The sequence below is a fragment of the Variovorax sp. 20P10.2.4 genome, from assembly GCF_058244205.1.
This window is the reverse complement of the sequence record NZ_JBZAYE010000961.1, coordinates 1-1,992: the sequence shown is the minus strand read 5'-3', so window position 1 is coordinate 1,992 and position 1,992 is coordinate 1. Positions and strand designations below refer to the sequence as shown.

Genomic DNA, 1,992 nt, shown 5'->3' with positions numbered 1-1,992 from the left:
TTCGAGCACCCGGATGTCGCGCACCGCCCCGTCGGCGTCGATCCACAGCTGCACGCCGAGCCGGTAGCGGCCGAAGGCATCGGGCTGCGCGATGCACAGCACGCGCGTGATCGAGGATTGCAAGGCGGCCGCGTAGTCGCGCAGGTCGGCGGCGGCTTCGTCGCTGCGGCCGCTGCCCTCGCCGCGCGAGGCCACGGGAGCGCTCGTCTCGGCCACCGATTCGGGCACCAGCGTGAACGACTGTTCGCCGACATAGCGCGCCACCAGGCCGGACCCCACCAGCAACTGCCGCAGCGCATCGCGCGGCGCGAGCCGGCCCTGTACCGACGAGGCCGTGCGGCCCTCCGCCAGGCTGCTGCTGACCAGCACCGAATGGCCGGTGATGCGCGCGAATTCGGCCAGCGCATCCTGCAGCGGCTGCGCCTGCATGTCGAAGTTCAGCGCGCCGGCCCCCTCGCGCGGACCGGGCAGTTGCGCGTGGGCGAAGCGCGCGCCCATCATCAGCAGCACGACGAGGCACCAGGACAGCGACAGGGCACTGCCCGAGGCGGAAGCACGTGTCATGAGGCGGAGGAGAGAGGCAAGGAAGTGCTGCAGGGAGAAAGTGGGGGCGCGACCGTCCGCCTCGCGGCCTGGCTCGATGTTCGCGGCCTGAGGCTATTCGGCTGACATGACCGACCCATGACAGGTGCCGGACTCCCGAGTTCGCGACACCGCCGCGACTTGTTTCCGGCCTACACTGGCGCGTTTTTTTCTTCCAGGGATCGGAGACTTCGATGCGCGCAGCCTGTGGATGGATCGCGATGCTGGCCGCCCTCGGCAGCCTGGGCGCCATGGCGCAGGAAGCCGCCCCGGCCAATCCCTGCATGGAGGTGACGGTGAACGGCGAACGCGCCCCCTCCTACGACTGCCTGACGCAGAAGATGCGCCCGCCCGCGTCGGCGCCGCGCGACACCGACGGCGTGCCCCAACTGGCCTCGGAAGCGATCGCCAACCGGCCTTCGAACCAGCTCGGCCTGTTCAACCGCGCGGCCACCAGCACCCGCATGGGCAATACCTTCGGCACCTCGGTGTATCCGCAGCGGCCGCCGACGGTGGCGCCGGTATCGCCGTTGATGCCGGGGCGCTGAGGAAACGAGGCCGCGCCGCGGCCTCGCCTCGTCTCAATACCCCAGCGTTCGCCGCTCCGCCGGCGTGAGCTGGTTGCGCTCGGCCGGCCCCATGGCCGAATCGCCGAGCACCTGCACCGCGCTGCCGCTGCGATAGCCGGTGCGCTGCGGCGCGGCATCGTTGCCGGCCGGGGCGGCGGGAGTGCCGGGCATGGGCTCGTTGCCGAAGCCCAGCACGCGCACCGTGAACACCGAAGGCAGCGCCTGCCGCGCGGCCGTGCGTTCGCGCTGCACCGTGTCCTGCGCGGCCATCGCGGCCTGCGAGGCGGCGGCGCTGGCGCTGGTGAGCGCGCCCACGTTGACCGAGGCCACCACCGGCAGGCCGCTCGATTCCCCCTTGACCTGGATGTTGGCCGCGTTGACCACCTGCAAGGCCGCGAGGTTGACGTTGCCCGAGACGCGGATGCCGGCCTCGCCCGCGTCGATGGTGCCCAGCGGCGCGATCAGGTCGACGTCGCCCGGCGGCACCTCGGCGATCGGTGCCAGCGTGGCGATGCCGGCGCCGGTGCTCGGTACGTTCGACGACAGCCGGATGTTGCCGAGCGCGTCGTAGCTGCGCTTGGGCGGGGTGTAGACCAGCGTGGTCTTGCTGCCGCGCCCGGCATTGATATCGCCCTCGGCCGACCAGGCGAGGATGCCGCCGCCGAAGGTGGTCATGATGCGCGAGAGGCCCAGCAGCACGCTGTCGCGCGTGTAGATCTCGACCGCGCCCTCGCCCTGGGTGAGCAGGCCGGTGCTCGGCGGCGGCAGCACGCCGTTGGCGCCCAGCGTGAGGCCGCCGCCTGGCACCAGCACCTGGATGTCGCCGCCGAACTGGGTGTGC

At 71.8% G+C, this 1,992-nt stretch carries 3 protein-coding genes; 1 reads left to right on the top strand and 2 read right to left on the bottom strand.

Going from position 1 to position 1,992, the window contains the following annotated elements:
• Positions 1-564 (bottom strand): STN domain-containing protein (locus AC27VN_RS39950; RefSeq protein ID WP_490880281.1); only part of this gene is annotated, 564 nt, incomplete at its 3' end.
• A gap of 212 nt (positions 565-776) precedes the next feature.
• Here AC27VN_RS39950 and AC27VN_RS39945 point away from each other — a divergent pair.
• Entirely contained in the window at positions 777-1,130 is a 354-nt protein-coding gene (locus AC27VN_RS39945) for a hypothetical protein (protein WP_490880280.1), read from the top strand.
• 33 nt (positions 1,131-1,163) lie between these two features.
• Here AC27VN_RS39945 and AC27VN_RS39940 read toward each other — a convergent pair.
• A partial coding sequence (locus tag AC27VN_RS39940; RefSeq protein ID WP_490880279.1) for a filamentous hemagglutinin family protein occupies positions 1,164-1,992 on the bottom strand: 829 nt, incomplete at its 5' end.

Bases quoted from the DNA above. Each gene is read 5' to 3' on its own strand.
- AC27VN_RS39945 (WP_490880280.1), top strand. From the start codon at position 777: ATGCGCGCAGCCTGTGGATGGATCGCGATGCTGGCCGCCCTCGGCAGC.